Raw genomic sequence first — 23866 nt, 5'->3', positions numbered from 1 at the left:
TAACGATATTGACTATTAAAAAATCAGTGCACAAAGTGATCTTTCATTAGTTTTTCTAATTCTTAATCGCATCATTTTTTAAATATATCGCATAGAAAGGTAGATATTATGAACTTTGTAGAATTCTGATACAGGAAATTTATTATTTTTGTATAATAGCGGAGATAGTTACTAAATCAGGGGGAGATTTTTAAATGAAAGTAACATTATTTACAACCTGTATTGTCGATTTTATGGCAATGAATGTCGGTAAAGCAACAGTTGAATTACTTGAGGGTCTGGGGCATGAAATCGATTATCCTAAGCAACAAACATGTTGCGGTCAACCTACGTACAACACTGGATACGTAGAGAAAACGAAAAACACAATCAAGCACTTTATCGAAACATTTGAACATGCTGATGCGATTGTTTCACCATCAGGTTCTTGTGTTTATTTTGTAAAAGAATATCCACATATTCTAGCTGATGATAAAGAATGGAAAGCAAGAGCGGAAAAAGTTGCCGCAAAAACATACGAATTATCACAATTCCTAATTGAAGTGATTAATGTAGACGATTTTTCTGCGAAACTTCCAGGAAAGGCTGTTTACCATCACAACTGCCATACATCCAGATTTTTAAAAGTAAAAGAACAACCTATAAAACTTCTTTCGAAAGTAGAAGGCCTAGAATTAGTAGATTTCCACAATTCGCACAAATGTTGCGGGTTTGGTGGTACCTTCTCTGTTAAAATGGGGGACATTTCAGCTGAAGTTGCTGATGAAAAAGCAAGGTATATCATGGAAGCGAACCCTGATTATTTGATAGGCGCAGATTTCGCTTGTCTAATGAATATTGGTGGACGTTTAAGTAGACTTGGATCCAATATCAAAGTAATGCATATTGCTGAAGTGCTAAATTCTAAATAGTGAGGGGGAGCCAAAATGGGAATTAAGATTAATGAGCAAACTTTTGAGAAAAATCTTGAAAAGAATCTAAACGATGATTTCATGCGTGCGGCAATGGTAAAAGCTCAAGATTTAATTAGTAAAAATAGAACGAACGTGCTATCACAATTGGGAGATGGTAATTTCGCTGAGTGGCAAAAACTATCAGGAGAAGTTCGTGCCCACGTTCTTGAAAACTTAGATTTCTATTTAAATCAGTTTTCTGAAAACGTTATCAAAAATGGAGGTAACGTATTTTTTGCCAAGGATGCGAAGGAAGCCTCTCAGTATGTTACGAATCTAGCAATTGAAAGAGGTGTTAAAAAAGTTGTAAAAGCTAAATCGATGGTGACAGAGGAAATTGGACTGAACCATGCAATGATGGATGCTGGTGTAGATGTAAAAGAAACGGACTTAGCTGAATACATTTTGCAATTAGATGACTGGAATCCACCTTCACATATGGTCGTGCCATCTTTACATTTAAACAAAACCCAAATTCGTGATGTTTTTGCCAAGAATGGATATAGTGGCAACGATATTCCGGAAGACCTAGCGGCATTTGCTCGTGCTTCACTACGTAATGAGTATGTAACGGCTGATATGGGAATTTACGGATGTAACTTTGCTATTGCTGAATCTGGAGCGATTTCATTAATCAGTAATGAAGGAAATATCGACCTTTGTACATCTGCACCTGAATTACAGGTAGCTGTTATGGGGATGGAACGTATTTGTGCCACTTATGAAGATGCAGATATCTGTATTAGCTTATTGGCTAGAAGTGCAGTAGGGGCAAAAAATACAAGTTATACGACATTTGTAAACGGGATTACTGAAGAAGGCGCTGCGGACGGTGCAAAAGAATTTCATGTGGTAATCGTTGATAATGGACGTTCGAAAGTATTGCAGTCTCAATTCAAAGAAGTATTACAATGTATGCGCTGCGCTGCCTGTTTAAATGCTTGTCCTGTATATCGTCAAGTTGGTGGCCACTCTTATAATGCAATCTATTCTGGACCACTTGGTGTTGTGTTAACGCCACTACTTGCCGGTTATGGTGATTTCAAAGAACTTCCATATATGTGCTCACTTTGTGGGGAATGTACAGAAGTTTGTCCATCTAATATCCCGTTGCACTCATTAATTCATGAGCACAAACGTGTATTAGCTGAAGAAAAGAAGGTTTCAGCGTTCTGGGGTGCGAGTATGTCTGGAGCAGGTATGGTTCTAAGCCGTCCTTGGATGTACAAGCTAGGAACAAGTGTTGCGCCATTCATGACAAAACCATTGATGGAAGATGGAAAAATTAAAAAGGGTGTTAGTATTCTTAAAGGTTGGACAGACAAACGTGACTTGCCTGCATTGGAAAAAACACGTTTCAGAGATTGGTATGAAGCTAGAAGTAAAGGAGGAGATAAATAATGGTACAAGGACAAATTTTAAATAGAGAATCATTTATTTCTAACCTTTCAAACATACTTGGTCGCCCAATGCCGAAAGAAGTTGTCCATCCTGAATTATCAAGCAAACCTCAACTTGAAATTTATAAAGGCTTTACTCAAGCTCAATTAGCGGAAGAATTCCATAAGAATGCTCAAGTTAACAAAGCTGGATCGGGCGGTAAGATAGATTCCTTAATTATCGAGAAAAAAGATCTTGCAAAAACGATTGCTGAGAAACTAGTTGAACATGGAACAGGACCAATTATCGCTTGGAACGATGAGCGTTTTGCCCAATGGGGTCTTGAAGATGCGCTAAAAGACGCCTATGTTTGGACGGATGAAAAGGGCCGTGAAAATATCGATAAGGCTTTGAATGCGTCTTATGGCGTGTGTATTAGTGATCTTTCAATTGCTGAAACAGCTTCTTACACGGTCATTGATAAGTTAGGAAGAGGAAGATCATCAAACTTCCTGCCTTTAAATTATGTTTGTATTGTGCCGCAAAGTACCATTGTTCCTCGTTTAACACAAGGAATGCAAAAACTACATGAACTATCAAAACAAGGAATAAACCCTGCAGCCATTAACTTTATTTGTGGCTCAAGTAGTTCCTCTGACATTGAGTTAAACAAAGTATGGGGTGTACATGGACCTATTCGTTTAACTTATCTCATTGTTTCTGATTTATAAATTATAAAATTATGAGTTCCAGCTTCCTTATTAAGGGGTTTGGAACTCTTTTTTCGTTACATGGTGATACACGTTATGCTTGAAGAATTAATTAAAACAGACGAACAGGACAAAACCTGTTCGCCTACAAAGAAATAAAAGTTGTAACCATCAAACTAGAGTGGTAGATGATCAAATGCTACTTGTCTTAGCCACTTTCATCGTTTCTTTAATATATTCCGCGGATTGATGAAGCCATTCAAGTTCTTGGGCATCGAGAGCAATTTCTAATTGTTTTTCTACACCATTTCTCCCGATGACACATGGAATACTTAAAGCAACATCCCCATCGTATCCATATTGTCCGTGTAATGTTGTCGACACTGGATAAACACTGCGCTCATCCAGCATAACAGCCTTTGCTAGTGTAACAGCAGCTTGGGCAACACCTGCATTTGTCCAACCTTTCCCATTCAACACATCAAATGCTGCTTGTACAACTTGTTTTTTAATACCATCCCGACTTAATGGTTCTTTACCTTGAAGAACTTGGTCTAATTCTTTCTCACCAAACCCTTGTACATTTAAGCGGCTTAATACGGGGAAAGCGGTATGTCCGTGTTCGCCCATCATATAGCCTGTTACACTTTTTGGGTCGATGTCATAATTAGTAGCAATGATTTTTCGCAGACGTGCAGAATCAAGCATTGTTCCGGTTCCGAATATGCGTCCCTTCGGATAACCAAATTCATTTTCTGCTATGTACACCATCGTATCTAACGGATTTGTTATGAAAATAATGATGGCGTCTTTCGTATATTTCGTAATTCCAGTCATCACTTCACGAATGACCTTTGAATTAACAACAGCTAATTGGACCCTGTCCGGCATCGTATCTTCATCACTTTTTATTACGCTAGGACCAGCCGCACAGATAATTACATCTGCATTCGCACATTCGGAATAATCCCCCGCACGAACCGTTGTATTAGACATATATGTAAGAGCAGTTGCATGTTCTTGGTCAAGAGCTTCGCCATAGGCAACATCCTTATCGGTATCAATGACTACAATTTCCGCGAAAAGCCCTAATTTCATGGCATCTGCAAGAACATAAGAGCCAACATGGCCTACACCTACAACAACTAACTTATTTCTTTTCATGACTGACCTCCCTAATCAATTGTTATCTTTATTTTAACATAATTAGGAATTACTAGTTATTTTCGCTTTATCCCTAGAGCAGTAAATATTATTAATTGTTTCTATTAATTTTTTCAAAAAGCTTCTTCCTTTCACCAAGTTTTCACCAACCTCTATTAATCTATATTCATCGAGAACGAAAGGAGGAAAAAAGAATGAATTCTAAATCTAAGAAAACGATTTTCTGGGGTGCGATCATCACGCCAATGGTTTTGGGAATCTACTTTCTGTTTGGGGAGTTACTACCCTAGCAGCCGGACCACATGGACATGGGGGTCGAGGAGAAATGGGAGGACGAGGAGGCTTTGAAGCCCACCAAGTTATGTCAGGACCTCATCATGGCGGATTTTCCTGGATCGGATCCCTATTATTCCTCATGATCGGGATGGCTGTTTTGGTTCTCTTAGTAAAATGGCTAAGAAGAAAAGCAAAGGCTTCATCTATGCAGCAGTTTATCGATACATCCATTTTGAGTACAACTAGACCAATCATGAACCAAAATGCAAGCCTATTGGATCAATGGGAAAAAAATATAACAACTAAAAAGGAGAATGAATAAAATGGGTATTTTTAAAAGAATAAAAACAATCGCAAAGGCTGATATTAATGGACTTCTAGATGGAGTGGAAGATCCAATTGCAATGCTGAATGAATATAGTAGAGAAATGGAGCAAGAAATGGCCAAAGGTCAGAAAGCACTTGCTCGTCAGATTTTTGTAGAAAATAAACAAGCAGCGCTAATTCAGGAAACAAAAAATTTAGTCGATAAAAGAACCCGTCAAGCGAAGCTTGCTCTTGACCAGGGGAAGAAACAATTGCTAAATTGGCTGTGCAAGAAAAGTTAATTCATGAAAATCAGCTTAGCCTCTATCAGCAACAATTTGATGCCATTCAAGGACAAACCCAAATCCTTAAAGAGAAATTAGTTGAACTGCAAGAAACGTATAACGAATTACAGCACAAAAAAATTCTATTAGCATCGCGAGCCAATGTTGCTCAGTCAATTAAACAGATTCAGTCAGCTACGGTTTCCTTCCAAACAGATAATATTACAAGAGGGGTTGCTCGGGCAGAAGAACGAATTTTATTAATGGAAGCGGAGGTACAAGCTGGTAACCAATTTGCTAATCCATTAGCAAATCATGATACTGCCTTCCGGAACTATGTGAATGAAGAGGAAGTCAATAAGGAGCTTGAAAAGCTAAAGAGTGAAAAAGAGAGTCTAGTATAAAGCAGGTTAATGAAAGAATACTGGAAAGGAAGCACCGGCAGCTTAGATTAGGTGCTTCTTTTTCTGTATAAGAAAGAAAGGAGATTGATTATGAATATGACAAGCATAATGGACAACGTGAATATAGCAAGTGTTATGGACAATTTGAACATTCTAAACCGTGCATTGCCTATACTAGTTTATCTATTCATTGCATTGATTGTAACGAAAATCCCTTATGTAAGAGTTTATTTCTCTAATCTTAATACTCTACTACGCGAAGTAATCCGGGTTATTTTGGAAGGGGTCGTGGCAAACCGAATCAATCTGCAGCATACAGGCTCAAGAAACATGACGATCGCAGAAAATTCCCGATTTAAAAATACCCTTATTACCTATGTAGGATATACGGGAGAGTCGGTTGCGGCAATTGTGCTATTTTATTTAGTATCGAATCAAAGCTATCAAATGATTGTGTATTTGTTTATCGGTCTAATCGCCGGAGCTGCAATCCTATGGGTCCGCCATTTTTGGAGTATCATGTGGGCGTTGTCCTTTGTTGTGTTGCTTGCTTTACCGATTTATTTCGGCTATTCAATCGCAATTATGCATATCAGTATTTTTCTGGCCGCTATCCTACTTCTGCAATCCATCGTGAACGGAATTCGAGTGTGCAGACAAAGTTTTTTGGAACGAAAAAATCGGTCTGAATCCGGTCTTTTTGCTAGAGTTAAATTCATCCCGGCAATGATGCTTGGGATTGTTCTTCTAGGTCAGTCTTTATATACTGGATATTATATTGTCATAAATTTTTTAAGGATACATTAAGGTTGATTTGGTACGATTCAAGTGGTGGAGGTGTTTGTAAATGGATATCATCTGCACATATAAAACACTTGAAGTAAAAGGGGCTCATGACCATGAATATCTTATTAGCCGAAGATGATCTCAATCTTGGGGAACTAATTGTCTATATGCTGAAAAAGAAGGCTGGATTCAAGGTGGAGTGGGTACAGGACGGGGAAGATGCTTTTTACTACAGTGTTAACTCTCATTATGATGTACTCATTCTTGACTGGATGATGCCGAATGGAGCCGGCGTAGAGGTCTGCCGTCGCTTGCGTAAACAAGGGTATTCAGGTGCAATTCTTATGCTAACGGCCAAAGATAGCGTGCAGGACCGGATTGAAGGGCTGGATTCAGGAGCAGATGATTATTTAGTCAAACCATTTGAAATCGATGAGCTACTGGCCCGATTAAGAGCCTTATCCCGCCGCAACTATGCCCCCATTTTGGAGGAGGAAATTCACATACAAGATTTAATATTGAACCGGATGAGCCATATTGTTCGTCTGGGAAGTGAAGAAATTCAGCTTAGTCCAAGGGAATTTCAGTTGTTGGATTTATTGGTGCAAAATAAAGGACAAGTTATGCCGCGAGAGGTCATACTGGACCGAATTTGGGGCTATGATTCAGATGTTGCTCCTAAAGCCATAGATGCTACTGTAAAGTTAATCAGGAAAAAGCTGAAAGGCGTTGGAAAGCAAGATTTACTTCACAGCATTAGAGGGGTGGGATATAAGTTTGAACACTAGCTTTTTATCATTCATCCAAAGCTATATTACACCCCGAGGGAAAGATATGTTTAGCACCACTCAAGGACGTTTAACGCGAATTTACAGCGGTCTGCTAATTCTTTTCCTCATCCTTTTTATTGTGATTGTTTATGGAGTACTCTATCTTACCATTTTGAAAAGCTCGGAACGGGAGCTTCAATCCCTCGTAGGACAAGAAGCGAGTTTTATTGAAAATTATTTATTGGAAAATGAAAAAAAAGATCTAAAAGGTGTAGAAAATCAAGAAATTGTGTTTGCAGGTGTGAATCAGGCTTTTTATTACGTGATGAATTCAGACGGAGAAATCATCATGGGTAATGAGGATGACAGCCGTTTACGGCCAGCATTATTAAACCTGCTTAACAGAAGGATCGTAAACGGAAATGAATTGATTAATGAGACACTTCACATTGAGGGGAATACGAAGGGAAGAGGAAGACCTGGGGAATTCCGTCATCCTGAGTCAGCGCAGGATATACGTCTCTTGATTGCCAGTCAGTCGATTTATTCTAATGGGAAATTTATTGGTCAACTTTATATCGGCAAGGATATTTCCTTTGCTTATCAACTTTTTAACTGGGTTCTACTGATCCTTGTTGTGTTAGGAATTGTGTTTTTCGGGCTCGCCATTTTTATTAGTCAGAAAATGTCCAAAAAAGCAATGGTGCCAATTACCCGTGCATTCACAAGACAACGGGAATTTGTCGCAGATGCTTCTCATGAATTACGGACACCGCTAACCGTGATGTTATCTTCCATTGATGCAATGGAAATGACAATAGAACCAAAGAAGGAAGATTTTACAGGAAGACTCCTTTCAAATATGAGGCAGGAAGTAAAGCGGATGACGAATTTAGTCAGTGATTTATTAACACTGGCCCGTTCTGATTCAAATACAATTGAGCTTAGAAAGGAAACCTTTGATTTTAGACCACTTGCTGAAAAAGCATTGGAGTCTGTCAGCCCACTTGCGAAAGAAAAGCAAATATCGACCAGCTTATATGCACCGAACTTCCTAAAAACCGTTGGTGACCCAGAAAGATTATCGCAGTTATTATACATTTTTTTAGATAATGCCATTAAATACACGCCAAACGGCGGCGAAGTGAAGCTTTTCCTTACAAAAGAGGGGCATGATCTTTGCATAGCAGTTCAGGATACGGGGATAGGCATCAAAAAAGAGGATTTCCATCGAATTTTTGAGCGATTTTACCGATTGGATAAAGCCCAGACCCGGCAAATCGGGGGTCATGGGTTAGGACTTTCGATTGCGAAATGGATTGTAGAAACTCATAATGGAACGATTAAAGTAACGAGTGAGCTAGAAAAGGGTAGCACTTTTTACGTTAGGGTGCCAAACGCAGCACAATAGCTGAATAGATGAAATGAAGGGCCACATTCCAAATGGATGTGGCCTTTTTATGTGTAATGGACTCATTTTTAAGGAACATTTAAGGTACCCCAGTCATAATTAGGCTACCAAATATACAGATGGAAGAATAATAGAGAGGGGTAAAACAATTGAAACTAAGAGTTCTTTCCGTAATCTTTGTCGTTGGAATTCTCATAAGCGTTAGTTATGTAAAAGCCCAAAAAACCGACTCTACTATAGATGCAAATGAAAATAGTAATGAAATAACAGAAGTAACTGAAGGAGAACAAAAGCTTTCTGATACGGTTGATTCTAATTCAACTGGATCTCAAGAAAATGAAATACAGAATTCAAATCAAACCGAGACAGAAATCCAAGTTCAGAATGGAAAAATCGTGATAAATGGAGTGTCGCATATCCAGCAGTTGCCTGAATTAGCACGAGGATGTGAAGTGACAAGTCTGGCTATGCTGCTCCAGTATGCGGGTGTCTCAGTTGATAAAATGACGCTTGCAAATGAAATTAAGACTATTCCTTTCCGTGATCAAAATGGTTTAAGAGGAAATCCAAATGAAGGCTTCGTCGGAGATATTTACACCTTTGAAAATTCGGGATATGGAGTTTACCATGGTCCAATTGCAGATTTAGCAGAGACCTATTTACCTGGTAGAATAGTAGATTTATCTGGAGGAAGCATTGAATCTGTATACAATATGTTAGAGGAAGGCTCACCAGTATGGGTTATAACGAATTCAAGATTTGCTCAACTCCCTGAGAGTGAGTTTGCAACATGGAATACACAATCTGGAGAGGTTCAAATTACGTATCGAGAGCACAGTGTTTTAGTGGTAGGCTATGACGATCAGAATGTTTATCTGAACGATCCACTAGCGGATCAATCCTATACTTCCGTTCCTAGAGATAGTTTTGAAGCATCTTGGGTTCAAATGGGAAGCCAAGCTGTAAGCTATCAAAAATAAATAATTCGGTGTAAATTTGATAAGTTAAATAGTCTATGCAATATCAAATAAAAAAGATGTTCCCGTTTTGGGAAGCATCTTTTTTATTTCGTCATCCATTCTTTAACGACAATCGTGGAACAACCTGCTTTGATTAAAGGATCCAATTCGCCAATCCGCTTTGCTTCGGAATAAGATCCTGCCCGGATAATATAGGCCCCACCAGTAGCATCGCTAAATGGTCCATACATTTCTAATTTGTTTTCTTTTTTTAAGCGGCTAAGATACTCATAATGGGCAGGAATCTGCTCTGGATCAAAATTTTCTGTTCTAGTCGTGATAAATAGGTACTTATTCAAAGCCTACCCCTCCAAAATTAAATAATCGGATAACATAATATTACCATTATTTCGAATTTTGTGTTAGAGAAAATTACAGTATAGAGAGAACTCGAATTGGTATAATCAGGGAAACTATTTCTGTAAAAATGAAGACTGATAAGTATGGAAAAAATTAATATAGTTGACAATTGCTTGACCTGAAAAATATTGTACTGATAAAATAATCTGGGAACTAATTATTATACCTTCATATACACTCGAAAATATGGTTCGAACGTTTCTACCAGATCACCGTAAATGATTTGACTATGAAGGCAGATTAAACAGTATATTTGCACCTATACTAGAATTCTGCTTTTTGTGAAAAACGAGGGGAGAGAATTCTGGTTTTTTTAGTATTTAGGGGAAATATAAAGGCAAGATTACTTTAGTTTAAAGAGGTGTCCAATCGTGGTAAAAAAATCGGAGTTTAAGGATTTAGAGAAAATTGTTGTGCTTGATTTCGGGAGCCAATATAACCAATTGATTACACGCCGTATTCGTGAGTTTGGTGTATTTAGTGAACTACATCCACATACGATTACAGCCGAGGAAATTAAAGCAATGAATCCAAAGGGAATTATTTTCTCTGGTGGACCAAACAGTGTTTACGATGAAAATTCATTCCGTTGCGATGAGAAAATTTTTGAATTAGGCTTACCAATCCTCGGTATTTGTTACGGGATGCAGTTAATGACGGTAAGTTTAGGTGGAAAAGTAGAGCAAGCAAAGCAAAGAGAATACGGAAAAGCAGAAATTAAGGTAGAAAGACAAAGTCGTTTATTCACTAAGTTACCAGAGGAGCAAGTTGTCTGGATGAGCCATGGAGACCTGGTAACAGAAGCACCTGCTGGATTTACAGTGGATGTAACGAGCCCTAGCTGCCCAATTTCATCAATGAGTAATGAAGATCGGAAATTTTACGGTGTTCAATTCCATCCAGAAGTTCGCCATTCAGTGTATGGAAATGAATTATTAAAGAACTTTGTATTTGGAGTTTGTAATTGTGAAGCAAACTGGTCAATGGAAAACTTCATTGATATCGAAATGACAAAAATCCGTGAACTAGTAGGCGACAAAAAAGTTTTATGTGCATTGAGTGGCGGCGTTGATTCATCTGTTGTTGCTGTGCTAATCCATAAAGCAATTGGGGACCAATTAACATGTATTTTCGTGGATCACGGTCTATTACGGAAAGGTGAAGCAGATAGTGTAATGAAAACTTTTGCTGAAGGCTTCCACATGAACGTTATCAAAGTCGATGCAAGAGATCGCTTTATGTCAAAATTAGAAGGTGTATCCGATCCTGAGCAGAAACGGAAAATTATCGGTAACGAATTCATTTATGTATTCGATGATGAAGCACATAAGCTCAAGGGAATCGATTTCTTAGCACAAGGTACACTTTATACAGATATCATTGAAAGTGGAACGGCTACTGCACAAACGATTAAGTCTCACCACAATGTGGGCGGACTTCCAGAAGATATGCAGTTCACTTTGATTGAGCCATTAAATACCTTGTTTAAAGATGAAGTTCGTGCATTGGGTACTGAACTAGGAATTCCAGATGATATTGTATGGAGACAGCCATTCCCTGGTCCTGGTTTAGGATCCGTGTTTTAGGAGCTATCACAGAAGATAAATTGGAGATTGTTCGTGAATCAGATTGGATTTTACGAGAAGAAATTAAAAAGGCTGGCTTAGACCGTGATATTTGGCAGTACTTCACTGTGCTTCCTGACATTCGTAGCGTCGGAGTAATGGGCGATGCTCGTACGTATGATTACACAATCGGGATTCGTGCCGTAACATCAATTGACGGGATGACATCAGACTGGGCGCGCATTCCATGGGATGTGTTAGAAACAATTTCGACAAGAATTGTCAATGAAGTTGCCCATATTAACCGTGTTGTTTACGATATTACTAGCAAGCCACCTGCAACAATTGAGTGGGAATAGGTCTTTAATCGAAAAAATACAAATACGAACAATAAAAAAGCGGACATATAAAATGTTCGCTTTTTTTATTGACTGTTGTTATGTTGGTATAGTAATATTAAAAAGTGCTTAGAATACAAATGATTTACCATCGTATAATATTGGGGATAAGGCCCAAGAGTTTCTACCGAGCTGCCGTAAATAGCTTGACTACGAGGGAAGAGTAATAAGGGATTGGGTTTAATGTCATCATTCTATCCTTTTTTCCTTATCCTGTTTACCTACCTCATGTCAATGCTCCCAGGACGCTCTCGGAGCATTTTTTATTTTTCTGAAAAGATTATGAGGAGGAAAACAATTGAAAAAGTTTTTTCAGTTTGAAGAGCTTGGTACGAATTATCGCCGTGAGTTTTTAGGTGGACTTACAACATTTTTAGCAATGGCTTATATTTTGGTCGTTAACCCGATTACTTTAACACTTTCAACTATTCCTGATTTACCTGATGCATTAAGAATGGACCATGGAGCGGTCTTTGTAGCAACAGCACTTGCTGCTGCGGTTGGTTCGATAATGATGGGGCTTTTAGGAAGATTCCCAATTGCACTAGCACCAGGTATGGGTTTAAATGCGTTTTTTGCATACACAGTCGTTTTAGGTAGCGGTATCCCTTGGCAGCATGCACTGGGTGCAGTTCTAATTTCAAGTGTATTCTTCTTGCTTTTAACCTTAACAGGTCTTCGTGAAAAATTAATTAATGCTATACCAGTTGAATTAAAGCATGCGGTTGGAGCTGGTATCGGTTTATTTATAACATTTATCGGACTAAAAAATGCTGGAATTATTGTTAATAACGATGCAACTTTAGTTGGTTTAGGTGATTTAACAAACGGTAATACATTGCTAGCAATCTTTGGTATCGTGATTACAGTTATTTTTATGACGCGTCGAATTAATGGCGGTGTCTTTTACGGGATGATCATTACGGCAATTGTGGGGATGATTTTCAATTTAATTGAAATCCCAACTAAAGTGGTGGATACAATTCCAAGTATTAAACCTACTTTTGGTGCTGTTTTTACATCGTTTGGAGATAGCTCTTTCTATACCTCTGAAATGCTGGTGATTATTCTTACTTTCCTATTTGTTGATTTCTTTGATAATGCTGGTACATTAGTGGCTGTTGCAAATCAAGCAGGCTTGATGAAAGACAACAAGCTTCCGAATGCTGGTAAAGCTTTGTTAGCAGACTCGATTGCATCACTTGTAGGTTCAATATTTGGTACATCGACAACTACTTCATATATTGAATCATCTGCAGGGGTTGCTGCTGGTGCAAGATCAGGATTTGCGGCATTGGTTACAGCTGGATTTTTCTTGCTTTCACTGTTCTTCTTCCCGTTACTATCAGTTATTACTGCTCCAGTTACATCAGCCGCTTTAGTGATCGTTGGGGTATTGATGGTATCATCACTTGCAGAAATTAAATGGTCTCGTTTTGAAATAGCAGTCCCTTCATTCTTAACAATGATTGCAATGCCACTTACTTATAGTATTGCAACAGGTATTGCGGTAGGATTTATTTTCTATCCAATCACTATGATCATGAGCGGTAAAAGAAAAGACATTCACCCAATCATGTACATGTTCTTCGTCATCTTTGTTTTATACTTTATTTTCTTAAAAGAATAGGTAGTTTGACTGTAGAAGGCCATGATTATTCATGGTCTTTTTTTATTATGGACATCATAACTAAAAGGATTTATTCTAATTGTATTCGCTTGCATCTTTTCATTGACTAAAAATTAAGCCGCGGTTAATATGTTAATACGAGTCGTATTATGTCGAAAAGAGGAGAGGTAATGAGGGTAGAGGTAGGAAAGATTCTTAATAACAATGTTCTAATTGCGTCACACTCCTCCTTTGGTGAAGTAGTAATTATCGGCAAGGGGGTTGGCTTTAACCGAAAGCAAGGCGATTTGATTGATACGAATTCTGTTGAAAAACTCTTTGTTTTAAAAAATGAGAAGGAACAGGAAGACTATATAAAGCTCCTTCCGTTTATTGATAGTGAAATGCATGAAGTTATTATCTCGGCAATTGATTTAATTAAAACAAAAGCCAATGCCCCCCTTAATGAGCATATTCATGTCGCATTAACTGATCACCTTATGTTTACTTTCAATCGAATTTCAAGTGGTATGGAAATAAGAAATCCCTTCTTAGTTGAGACAAAGACTCTCTATCCATTTGAATATAGAATTGCACAGGAAGTAGTAGACCATATTTCCTCAAAAACAGGTATTCGCTTACCCGAGGGTGAAATGGGTTTTATAGCACTCCATATTCACAGCTCTGTAATGAATCGGGAACTCTCAGAGGTAAATTATGACTCACAGGTCGTGACTAAATTAGTCAATATGATTGAGGAACAATTAAAAATAAAAATAAATAAAGATAGCATTGATTACACCAGACTGGTCCGCCATCTTCGTTACACAATTGAACGTGTAAAAAATGGAGAACGGGTTGAAGAACCAGAAAAAATATCTTCCCTCTTGAAAGAGGAGTATCCAGTGTGTTACAATCTCTCTTGGAAGCTCATTAAAGTTTTACAACAAGCATTATCAAAACCAGTATTCGATGCAGAAGCAGTCTATTTAACAATGCATTTGCAGCGACTACAAAAGAAAATTAAATAATACTGTCATTATCATTTTTTTACGTGTTACTGATTCGATCAGGCATGAGTAAAGAAGGGTAATTGAAATAAGAGTTTTTGGGTAACCTATCCTTAAGCTTTTGTTTTCTTTTACACTCCTTTCCTCATGCCTTTTTATTTTGCAATGCTTGTAAGCGGTTAATGAGTAAATAAACAAAATTGGAGGTTATATTATGTTTAAAAAGGCTTTTGGTGTATTACAAAAAGTTGGTAAAGCATTAATGTTGCCAGGTTGCACTTCTACCAGCAGCTGGTATCCTGCTTGCACTTGGTGCAGCGCTTCGAAATCCAACCTTAATTGAATTAGCTCCGTTTTTAGGAAACGGCGGCGTCGAAATGGTTGCTTCTGTCATGCAAAACGCTGGGGACATTGTATTCGGAAACTTGGCATTGCTATTTGCGGTGGGAGTTGCTGTTGGTTTAGCTGGCGGTGAAGGAACAGCTGGACTAGCTGCTATTATTGGATACCTCATTATGAACGTTACAATGGGTACAGTTTTAGGTATTCAAGAAGGCGATGTTGGTCATGCAACTGTACTAGGTATTTCAACATTACAAACTGGTGTGTTTGGTGGTATTATCGTCGGTATCGTCGCAGCATCCTTGTACAATCGTTTCTATGAAATTGAATTACCATCTTATTTAGGATTCTTTGCAGGGAAACGTTTTGTTCCAATCGTAACTGCTGGATCTGCAGTTTTATTAGGTCTTGTAATGTTAGTTATTTGGCCGCCGATTCAATCAGGCCTAAATGCATTTTCTCATAACATGGTACACGCAAACTTAACACTATCTGCTTTTATCTTTGGTGTTATTGAGCGTTCATTAATCCCATTTGGTTTACATCACATTTTCTACTCACCATTCTGGTATGAATTTGGTGAATATGTAACAAAAGCAGGAGAAGTTGTTCGCGGTGATCAGCGTATATTCATGGCGCAAATCTCTGATAATGTTCAAAACTTAACAGCAGGTACATTCATGACTGGTAAATTCCCATTCATGATGTTCGGATTACCAGCAGCAGCATTAGCGATCTACCACGAAGCTCGTCCAGAAAAGAAGGTTTTTGTTGGTGGTTTAATGGCTTCAGCTGGTTTAACATCATTCCTTACTGGTATTACTGAGCCAATCGAGTTTTCATTCTTATTCGTAGCTCCAATCCTTTTTGGAATTCATGCTGTTTTTGCTGGATTCTCATTCATGATCATGCATCTTTTAGATGTTAAAATTGGTATGACATTCTCTGGTGGTTTAATTGACTATATTCTATTTGGTCTAATTAACCCACAAACACATGCTTGGTTAGTTATTCCAGTAGGTTTAGCATTTGCGGTTGTTTATTACTTCGGATTCCGTTTTGCAATCCGTAAATTTGATCTTAAAACTCCAGGTCGTGAACTAACTGAAGAAGAAGAAGGCCCGGCAACTGGACAAACAAGTGATCTTCCTTACAACATTCTTGAGGCTATGGGTGGACAAGAAAATATTGCTCACTTAGATGCTTGTATTACACGTCTTCGTGTATCTGTAAAAGATGTAAAAAATGTTGATAAAGATCGTTTGAAAAAACTAGGTGCTGCAGGTGTTCTTGAAGTAGGTAATAACATTCAGGCAATTTTCGGACCTCGATCTGAAACAATAAAAGGTCAAATGAAAGATATCATTAGTGGTAAAAAACCGAAACCAGCTACAGCAGCTCCAACAGCACAAGCAACTGCTCAAACTGGTGCAAAAAAAGAAGATACAATTATTTCTCCAATCAAAGGTGAAATTAAACCAATAACTGAAGTTCCTGATGCAGTATTCTCTGGTAAAATGATGGGTGATGGATTTGCAATTATCCCTTCAGAAGGTACAATCGTATCACCTGTTGATGGTAAAATTGTAAACCTATTCCCTACAAAGCATGCGATTGGTATTCTTTCTGATGGTGGAAGAGAAATCCTTATCCATGTTGGTATTGATACAGTTAATCTAAAAGGTCAAGGTTTCGAGGCATTGGTTTCAGAAAATGACCGTGTTGTAAAAGGCCAACCGTTATTGAAGGTTGATTTAGAGTTTATAAAACAAAATGCTCCTTCGATCATTACACCAATTGTTTTCACAAACCTTGATGCAGGTGAAACAGTTGTTGTTAAAAAACAAGGAACAGTAAACTTAAAAGAAGAAAATATCATTTCGATTACTAAGTAATCATTCAACTAAGACCGAACTCATTTCAAACTGAGTTCGGTTTTTTCTATTATATAGTAGTAAGAAGGTGGATGTGGTTTATTAAAGAACGCTTGGTTGTATTAAAGTTGGGTGAAAATAGTGTGATTCTGTGAAGTTGCCAGTCACGGGAAGTTTTTTGAAGTGACAGGGCAAATTGTGCGAAGCTTATTACTATAGCTCAACAGACATATTTATTATGAACAAATGGAAAAAATTAGAGGAAAAAAATATTGAAAAACATGTTGATTTATTTTGGTTATGAAGGTATTATAGAAAAACAGCCTTACGAAACAATTAACAATTATTAATAACTTAAAAAAGTTGTTGACATTGATTTGTTAGCAAGGTATACTAGTAAAGTTCGCTTCTGACGGACATAATAAATTGTTCTTTGAAAACTAAACAAACAAACGTCAACAAACAATAATAATCATGTTTCTTCTATAATAATAGAAAACATGAGCCAACGTTTTAAAACGAGCTAAATCAACTTTCTTGGAGAGTTTGATCCTGGCTCAGGACGAACGCTGGCGGCGTGCCTAATACATGCAAGTCGAGCGGATTGATGGGAGCTTGCTCCCTGATATCAGCGGCGGACGGGTGAGTAACACGTGGGCAACCTGCCTGTAAGACTGGGATAACTTCGGGAAACCGGAGCTAATACCGGATAATCCTTTCCCTCTCATGAGGGAAAGCTGAAAGACGGTTTCGGCTGTCGCTTACAGATGGGCCCGCGGCGCATTAGCTAGTTGGTGAGGTAACGGCTCACCAAGGCGACGATGCGTAGCCGACCTGAGAGGGTGATCGGCCACACTGGGACTGAGACACGGCCCAGACTCCTACGGGAGGCAGCAGTAGGGAATCTTCCGCAATGGACGAAAGTCTGACGGAGCAACGCCGCGTGAGCGAAGAAGGCCTTCGGGTCGTAAAGCTCTGTTGTTAGGGAAGAACAAGTACCGGAGTAACTGCCGGTACCTTGACGGTACCTAACCAGAAAGCCACGGCTAACTACGTGCCAGCAGCCGCGGTAATACGTAGGTGGCAAGCGTTGTCCAGGAATTATTGGGCGTAAAGCGCGCGCAGGCGGTTCCTTAAGTCTGATGTGAAAGCCCCCGGCTAGACCGGGAGGGTCATTGGAAACTGGGGAACTTGAGTGCAGAAGAGAAGAGCGGAATTCCACGTGTAGCGGTGAAATGCGTAGAGATGTGGAGGAACACCAGTGGCGAAGGCGGCTCTTTGGTCTGTAACTGACGCTGAGGCGCGAAAGCGTGGGGAGCGAACAGGATTAGATACCCTGGTAGTCCACGCCGTAAACGATGAGTGCTAAGTGTTAGAGGGTTTCCGCCCTTTAGTGCTGCAGCAAACGCATTAAGCACTCCGCCTGGGGAGTACGGCCGCAAGGCTGAAACTCAAAGGAATTGACGGGGGCCCGCACAAGCGGTGGAGCATGTGGTTTAATTCGAAGCAACGCGAAGAACCTTACCAGGTCTTGACATCCTCTGACACTCCTAGAGATAGGACGTTCCCCTTCGGGGGACAGAGTGACAGGTGGTGCATGGTTGTCGTCAGCTCGTGTCGTGAGATGTTGGGTTAAGTCCCGCAACGAGCGCAACCCTTGATCTTAGTTGCCAGCATTTAGTTGGGCACTCTAAGGTGACTGCCGGTGACAAACCGGAGGAAGGTGGGGATGACGTCAAATCATCATGCCCCTTATGACCTGGGCTACACACGTGCTACAATGGATGGTACAAAGGGTCGCGAAACCGCGAGGTCGAGCCAATCCCATAAAACCATTCTCAGTTCGGATTGTAGGCTGCAACTCGCCTACATGAAGCTGGAATCGCTAGTAATCGCGGATCAGCATGCCGCGGTGAATACGTTCCCGGGCCTTGTACACACCGCCCGTCACACCACGAGAGTTTGTAACACCCGAAGTCGGTGGGGTAACCGTAAGGAGCCAGCCGCCTAAGGTGGGACAGATGATTGGGGTGAAGTCGTAACAAGGTAGCCGTATCGGAAGGTGCGGCTGGATCACCTCCTTTCTAAGGATATTGTCGTAAAGACAATCGGAATGCAGACCTTCTGGTCTGTACTGTTGACCGCTTTGTTTGTTTAGTTTTGAGGGAGCAATTCCTCTGTATCATTTCGTTCTTTGAAAACTAGATAATCGTAAGAAGAAGAAAACAAGAAACACCACATTAGTTTTTTCTCTCTTAATAATAAGAGAATTAACCTTTAGGTTAAGTTAGAAAGGGCGCACGGTGGATGCCTTGGCACTAGGAGCCGATGAAGGACGGTACTAACACCGATATGCTTCGGGGAGCTGTAAGTAAGCTTTGATCCGGAGATTTCCGAATGGGGGAACCCACTACTCGTAATGGAGTAGTATCTTTACCTGAATACATAGGGTATTGAAGGCACACCCGGGGAACTGAAACATCTAAGTACCCGGAGGAAGAGAAAGCAAACGCGATTCCCTGAGTAGCGGCGAGCGAAACGGGACATAGCCCAAACCAAGAGGCTTGCCTCTTGGGGTTGTAGGACACTCAACATGGAGTTACAAAGGAACGGGGTAAATGAAGAGATCTGGAAAGGTCCGTCAAAGAAGGTAAAAACCCTGTAGTTGAAACTTCGTTCCCTCCTGAGTGGATCCTGAGTACGGCCAGGACACGTGAAATCCGGTCGGAAGCAGGGAGGACCATCTCCCAAGGCTAAATACTCCCTAGTGACCGATAGTGAACCAGTACCGTGAGGGAAAGGTGAAAAGCACCCTGGAAGGGGAGTGAAAGAGATCCTGAAACCGTGTGCCTACAAGTAGTCAGAGCCCGTTAATGGGTGATGGCGTGCCTTTTGTAGAATGAACCGGCGAGTTACGATTACATGCAAGGTTAAGTTGAGAAGACGGAGCCGCAGCGAAAGCGAGTCTGAATAGGGCGTATTAGTATGTGGTCGTAGACCCGAAACCAGGTGATCTACCCATGTCCAGGGTGAAGGTTGGGTAACACCAACTGGAGGCCCGAACCCACGCACGTTGAAAAGTGCGGGGATGAGGTGTGGGTAGCGGAGAAATTCCAATCGAACTTGGAGATAGCTGGTTCTCTCCGAAATAGCTTTAGGGCTAGCCTCACGTAGTAAGAGTCTTGGAGGTAGAGCACTGTTTGGACTAGGGGCCCTCATCGGGTTACCGAATTCAGACAAACTCCGAATGCCAAAGACTTATCCGTGGGAGTCAGACTGCGAGTGATAAGATCCGTAGTCAAAAGGGAAACAGCCCAGACCACCAGCTAAGGTCCCAAAGTATACGTTAAGTGGAAAAGGATGTGGAGTTGCTTAGACAACCAGGATGTTGGCTTAGAAGCAGCCACCATTTAAAGAGTGCGTAATAGCTCACTGGTCGAGTGACTCTGCGCCGAAAATGTACCGGGGCTAAACGTATCACCGAAGCTGTGGATTGACATCTACGATGTCAGTGGTAGGAGAGCGTTCTAAGGGCGTTGAAGCTAGACCGTAAGGACTGGTGGAGCGCTTAGAAGTGAGAATGCCGGTATGAGTAGCGAAAGATGGGTGAGAATCCCATCCACCGAATGACTAAGGTTTCCTGAGGAAGGCTCGTCCGCTCAGGGTTAGTCGGGACCTAAGCCGAGGCCGAAAGGCGTAGGCGATGGATAACAGGTTGATATTCCTGTACCACCTCATTATCGTTTGAGCAACGGGGGGACGCAGGAGGATAGGGTAAGCGCACTGCTGGATATGTGCGTGTAAGCAGTTAGGCTGGAAATGAGGCAAATCCCATTTCCGCGAAGGCTGAGCTGTGATGCCGAGGGAAATATAGTACCGAAGTTCCTGATTCCACACTGCCAAGAAAAGCCTCTAGCGAGATAAAAGGTGCCCGTACCGCAAACCGACACAGGTAGTCGAGGAGAGAATCCTAAGGTGAGCGAGAGAACTCTCGTTAAGGAACTCGGCAAAATGACCCCGTAACTTCGGGAGAAGGGGTGCTCTTTTGGGTGTTAAAGCCTAGAAGAGCCGCAGTGAATAGGCCCAGGCGACTGTTTAGCAAAAACACAGGTCTCTGCAAAGCCGCAAGGCGAAGTATAGGGGCTGACGCCTGCCCGGTGCTGGAAGGTTAAGGGGAGAGGTTAGCGCAAGCGAAGCTTTGAACCGAAGCCCCAGTAAACGGCGGCCGTAACTATAACGGTCCTAAGGTAGCGAAATTCCTTGTCGGGTAAGTTCCGACCCGCACGAAAGGCGTAACGATCTGGGCACTGTCTCAACGAGAGACTCGGTGAAATTATAGTACCTGTGAAGATGCAGGTTACCCGCGACAGGACGGAAAGACCCCGTGGAGCTTTACTGTAGCCTGATATTGAATTTTGGTACAGCTTGTACAGGATAGGTAGGAGCCGTAGAAGCCGGAGCGCCAGCTTCGGTGGAGGCATCGGTGGGATACTACCCTGGCTGTATTGAAATTCTAACCCATACCCCTAATCGGGGTAGGAGACAGTGTCAGGTGGGCAGTTTGACTGGGGCGGTCGCCTCCTAAAAAGTAACGGAGGCGCCCAAAGGTTCCCTCAGAATGGTTGGAAATCATTCGTAGAGTGTAAAGGCACAAGGGAGCTTGACTGCGAGACCTACAAGTCGAGCAGGGACGAAAGTCGGGCTTAGTGATCCGGTGGTTCCGCATGGAAGGGCCATCGCTCAACGGATAAAAGCTACCCCTGGGATAACAGGCTTATCTCCCCCAAGAGTCCACATCGACGGGGAGGTTTGGCACCTCGATGTCGGCTCATCGCATCCTGGGGCTGTAGTCGGTCCCAAGGGTTGGGCTGTTCGCCCATTAAAGCGGTACGCGAGCTGGGTTCAGAACGTCGTGAGACAGTTCGGTCCCTATCCGTCGTGGGCGCAGGAAATTTGAGAGGAGCTGTCCTTAGTACGAGAGGACCGGGATGGACGCACCGCTGGTGTACCAGTTGTCTTGCCAAAGGCATAGCTGGGTAGCTATGTGCGGACGGGATAAGTGCTGAAAGCATCTAAGCATGAAGCCCCCCTCAAGATGAGATTTCCCATAGCGCAAGCTAGTAAGATCCCTGAAAGATGATCAGGTTGATAGGTCAGAGGTGGAAGCGTGGCGACATGTGGAGCTGACTGATACTAATCGATCGAGGACTTAACCAAAAACGTTTTTCTTCTTCTGCATTATCTAGTTTTGAGGGAATGAAATTCCTCAAGTTCATTTGTCTGGTGGCGATAGCGAGAAGGTCACACCCGTTCCCATACCGAACACGGAAGTTAAGCTTCTCAGCGCCGATGGTAGTTGGGGGCTCTCCCCCTGTGAGAGTAGGACGTTGCCGGGCAAAGAAACTTAATGTTTCTTTAAATTATTAATAGATTGATAGAATACTAATTCTTAACTTAATACAGATATCAATCGAAATTAATGTGTTGACATTTCTAAATGGAAATGTTACTATATTAAAGCTGATGTTTTAGCAGATTGTTCTTTGAAAACTAAACAAACAAACGTCAACAAACAATAATAATCATGTTTCTTCTATAATAATAGAAAACATGAGCCAACGTTTTAAAACGAGCTAAATCAACTTTCTTGGAGAGTTTGATCCTGGCTCAGGACGAACGCTGGCGGCGTGCCTAATACATGCAAGTCGAGCGGATTGATGGGAGCTTGCTCCCTGATATCAGCGGCGGACGGGTGAGTAACACGTGGGCAACCTGCCTGTAAGACTGGGATAACTTCGGGAAACCGGAGCTAATACCGGATAATCCTTTCCCTCTCATGAGGGAAAGCTGAAAGACGGTTTCGGCTGTCACTTACAGATGGGCCCGCGGCGCATTAGCTAGTTGGTGAGGTAACGGCTCACCAAGGCGACGATGCGTAGCCGACCTGAGAGGGTGATCGGCCACACTGGGACTGAGACACGGCCCAGACTCCTACGGGAGGCAGCAGTAGGGAATCTTCCGCAATGGACGAAAGTCTGACGGAGCAACGCCGCGTGAGCGAAGAAGGCCTTCGGGTCGTAAAGCTCTGTTGTTAGGGAAGAACAAGTATCGGAGTAACTGCCGGTACCTTGACGGTACCTAACCAGAAAGCCACGGCTAACTACGTGCCAGCAGCCGCGGTAATACGTAGGTGGCAAGCGTTGTCCGGAATTATTGGGCGTAAAGCGCGCGCAGGCGGTTCCTTAAGTCTGATGTGAAAGCCCCCGGCTGAACCTGGGAGGGTCATTGGAAACTGGGGAACTTGAGTGCAGAAGAGAAGAGCGGAATTCCACGTGTAGCGGTGAAATGCGTAGAGATGTGGAGGAACACCAGTGGCGAAGGCGGCTCTTTGGTCTGTAACTGACGCTGAGGCGCGAAAGCGTGGGGAGCGAACAGGATTAGATACCCTGGTAGTCCACGCCGTAAACGATGAGTGCTAAGTGTTAGAGGGTTTCCGCCCTTTAGTGCTGCAGCAAACGCATTAAGCACTCCGCCTGGGGAGTACGGCCGCAAGGCTGAAACTCAAAGGAATTGACGGGGGCCCGCACAAGCGGTGGAGCATGTGGTTTAATTCGAAGCAACGCGAAGAACCTTACCAGGTCTTGACATCCTCTGACACTCCTAGAGATAGGACGTTCCCCTTCGGGGGACAGAGTGACAGGTGGTGCATGGTTGTCGTCAGCTCGTGTCGTGAGATGTTGGGTTAAGTCCCGCAACGAGCGCAACCCTTGATCTTAGTTGCCAGCATTTAGTTGGGCACTCTAAGGTGACTGCCGGTGACAAACCGGAGGAAGGTGGGGATGACGTCAAATCATCATGCCCCTTATGACCTGGGCTACACACGTGCTACAATGGATGGTACAAAGGGTCGCGAAACCGCGAGGTCGAGCCAATCCCATAAAACCATTCTCAGTTCGGATTGTAGGCTGCAACTCGCCTACATGAAGCTGGAATCGCTAGTAATCGCGGATCAGCATGCCGCGGTGAATACGTTCCCGGGCCTTGTACACACCGCCCGTCACACCACGAGAGTTTGTAACACCCGAAGTCGGTGGGGTAACCGTAAGGAGCCAGCCGCCTAAGGTGGGACAGATGATTGGGGTGAAGTCGTAACAAGGTAGCCGTATCGGAAGGTGCGGCTGGATCACCTCCTTTCTAAGGATATTGTCGTAAAGACAATCGGAATGCAGACCTTCTGGTCTGTAC

Annotated in this window: 13 protein-coding genes, 4 rRNA genes, 2 pseudogenes and 2 riboswitches; of the genes and pseudogenes, 17 read left to right on the top strand and 2 right to left on the bottom strand. The window is 41.8% G+C overall.

The genetic code is table 11. From position 1 onward, the window contains the following. Positions 1 to 194 precede the first annotated feature (194 nt). The 3 genes from RGF10_RS23085 to RGF10_RS23075 are packed head-to-tail and all read left to right on the top strand — an operon-like array spanning position 195 to position 3064. Positions 195 to 911, top strand: coding sequence for a (Fe-S)-binding protein (locus RGF10_RS23085; RefSeq protein WP_318506078.1), 717 nt, complete (start codon positions 195 to 197; stop codon positions 909 to 911). A 15-nt stretch (positions 912 to 926) separates the two neighbouring features. Continuing rightward, a complete protein-coding gene (locus RGF10_RS23080; RefSeq protein ID WP_318506076.1) occupies positions 927 to 2354 on the top strand; it encodes a LutB/LldF family L-lactate oxidation iron-sulfur protein in 1428 nt (475 codons plus the stop codon). Further along, positions 2354 to 3064 (top strand): LutC/YkgG family protein, encoded by a 711-nt coding sequence (locus tag RGF10_RS23075; protein ID WP_318506075.1) that lies wholly within the window; start codon positions 2354 to 2356, stop codon positions 3062 to 3064. Before RGF10_RS23080 ends, RGF10_RS23075 begins: the two co-directional genes overlap by 1 nt. Positions 3065 to 3235: 171 nt before the next feature. On the opposite strand, the gene RGF10_RS23070 is transcribed toward RGF10_RS23075, so the two are convergent. Then, positions 3236 to 4207 (bottom strand): L-lactate dehydrogenase, encoded by a 972-nt coding sequence (locus RGF10_RS23070; RefSeq protein ID WP_318506073.1) that lies wholly within the window; start codon positions 4205 to 4207, stop codon positions 3236 to 3238. A gap of 325 nt (positions 4208 to 4532) precedes the next feature. Here RGF10_RS23070 and RGF10_RS23065 point away from each other — a divergent pair, with 325 nt between their 5' ends. The 6 genes and pseudogenes from RGF10_RS23065 (at position 4533) to RGF10_RS23035 (ending at position 9424) form a co-directional block, all read left to right on the top strand. Then, on the top strand, positions 4533 to 4805 hold the full coding sequence (locus tag RGF10_RS23065) for a hypothetical protein (RefSeq protein WP_318506071.1): 273 nt from the start codon (positions 4533 to 4535) through the stop codon (positions 4803 to 4805). Then, positions 4798 to 5477, top strand: a pseudogene (locus RGF10_RS24005) (PspA/IM30 family protein). The gene RGF10_RS23065 and the pseudogene RGF10_RS24005 overlap by 8 nt, the downstream one beginning before the upstream one ends. 90 nt (positions 5478 to 5567) lie before the next feature. Further along, a complete protein-coding gene (locus tag RGF10_RS23050) occupies positions 5568 to 6284 on the top strand; it encodes a M50 family metallopeptidase (RefSeq protein ID WP_318506067.1) in 717 nt (238 codons plus the stop codon). A gap of 92 nt (positions 6285 to 6376) precedes the next feature. Next, positions 6377 to 7051: a response regulator transcription factor gene (locus RGF10_RS23045; protein WP_318506065.1), complete on the top strand. Its 675-nt coding sequence runs from the start codon at positions 6377 to 6379 to the stop codon at positions 7049 to 7051. Next, positions 7041 to 8444 (top strand): sensor histidine kinase, encoded by a 1404-nt coding sequence (locus tag RGF10_RS23040; RefSeq protein ID WP_318506063.1) that lies wholly within the window; start codon positions 7041 to 7043, stop codon positions 8442 to 8444. Before RGF10_RS23045 ends, RGF10_RS23040 begins: the two co-directional genes overlap by 11 nt. Positions 8445 to 8593: 149 nt before the next feature. Beyond that, positions 8594 to 9424: a C39 family peptidase gene (locus RGF10_RS23035; protein ID WP_318506061.1), complete on the top strand. Its 831-nt coding sequence runs from the start codon at positions 8594 to 8596 to the stop codon at positions 9422 to 9424. 83 nt (positions 9425 to 9507) lie between these two features. Here RGF10_RS23035 and RGF10_RS23030 read toward each other — a convergent pair whose 3' ends face one another. After that, positions 9508 to 9762 (bottom strand): YciI family protein, encoded by a 255-nt coding sequence (locus tag RGF10_RS23030; RefSeq protein ID WP_318506059.1) that lies wholly within the window; start codon positions 9760 to 9762, stop codon positions 9508 to 9510. A 209-nt stretch (positions 9763 to 9971) separates the two neighbouring features. Next, positions 9972 to 10073: riboswitch (purine riboswitch) on the top strand. Between the two features lie 121 nt (positions 10074 to 10194). On the opposite strand from RGF10_RS23030, the pseudogene guaA reads away from it, so the two are divergent. From guaA to RGF10_RS22990, 8 genes and pseudogenes are all read left to right on the top strand, one after another. Next, positions 10195 to 11747, top strand: a pseudogene (gene guaA / locus RGF10_RS23025) (glutamine-hydrolyzing GMP synthase). A gap of 110 nt (positions 11748 to 11857) precedes the next feature. Then, a riboswitch (purine riboswitch) is annotated at positions 11858 to 11959 on the top strand. Positions 11960 to 12084: 125 nt separating this feature from the next. Beyond that, positions 12085 to 13416, top strand: coding sequence for an NCS2 family permease (locus tag RGF10_RS23020; RefSeq protein ID WP_318506057.1), 1332 nt, complete (start codon positions 12085 to 12087; stop codon positions 13414 to 13416). A gap of 170 nt (positions 13417 to 13586) precedes the next feature. Beyond that, the gene (glcT, locus tag RGF10_RS23015) at positions 13587 to 14426 is read left to right on the top strand and encodes a glucose PTS transporter transcription antiterminator GlcT (protein WP_318506055.1); all 840 of its coding nucleotides are present in this window, start codon (positions 13587 to 13589) and stop codon (positions 14424 to 14426) included. A gap of 275 nt (positions 14427 to 14701) precedes the next feature. Beyond that, the gene (gene ptsG, locus RGF10_RS23010) at positions 14702 to 16642 is read left to right on the top strand and encodes a glucose-specific PTS transporter subunit IIBC (RefSeq protein WP_412176762.1); all 1941 of its coding nucleotides are present in this window, start codon (positions 14702 to 14704) and stop codon (positions 16640 to 16642) included. Between the two features lie 513 nt (positions 16643 to 17155). Then, a 16S ribosomal RNA gene (locus RGF10_RS23005) occupies positions 17156 to 18705 on the top strand. 196 nt (positions 18706 to 18901) lie between these two features. After that, a 23S ribosomal RNA gene (locus RGF10_RS23000) occupies positions 18902 to 21838 on the top strand. A gap of 62 nt (positions 21839 to 21900) precedes the next feature. Then, positions 21901 to 22017, top strand: a 5S ribosomal RNA gene (rrf, locus tag RGF10_RS22995). A 248-nt stretch (positions 22018 to 22265) separates the two neighbouring features. Continuing rightward, positions 22266 to 23815: ribosomal RNA gene (locus RGF10_RS22990) — 16S ribosomal RNA — on the top strand. Together the 16S, 23S and 5S rRNA genes form the textbook arrangement of a ribosomal RNA operon. Positions 23816 to 23866: the final 51 nt, after the last annotated feature.

This window comes from Bacillus sp. T3 (assembly GCF_033449965.1).
In the GTDB taxonomy this organism is placed as follows: Bacteria; Bacillota; Bacilli; order Bacillales; family Cytobacillaceae; genus Bacillus_BU.
The sequence above is the reverse complement of the archived record's forward strand: the minus strand, read 5'-3'. Positions and strand labels throughout refer to the sequence as shown.